This is a genomic window from Staphylococcus pseudoxylosus (assembly GCF_003697915.1).
Taxonomy (GTDB): domain Bacteria; phylum Bacillota; class Bacilli; order Staphylococcales; family Staphylococcaceae; genus Staphylococcus; species Staphylococcus pseudoxylosus.
Genome location: NZ_RCVN01000109.1, coordinates 1 through 222, shown reverse-complemented (window position 1 = coordinate 222; position 222 = coordinate 1). Strand labels below are relative to the sequence as shown.

Annotated in this window: 1 protein-coding gene; it reads right to left on the bottom strand. The window is 35.1% G+C overall.

Going from position 1 to position 222, the window contains the following annotated elements; all coding sequences use genetic code 11:
* Positions 1-222, bottom strand: a 222-nt coding sequence (locus tag D9V42_RS15195) for a hypothetical protein (protein WP_425275812.1), incomplete at both ends; no start/stop codon positions are given.

The following is a 222-nucleotide window of genomic DNA, read 5'->3' as shown; positions in this document are numbered from 1 at the left end:
TTGAGAAGTTTCAGGCCCCTTATCAGAATATATCGTTGCTAAGGATGTATTGGTATCCCCGGCAGGCATCCCTGCAGAAAGCACCATCACACCTAAAATAACTTTATCTGTCATAAACGTATTTAAAATTACAAATACAAGCCCAGGTATCATGATAAGACGTACAGAACAAAAAATATAGATATTTTTGGAGACCATAAATTTCTTAATATTGATTAACCC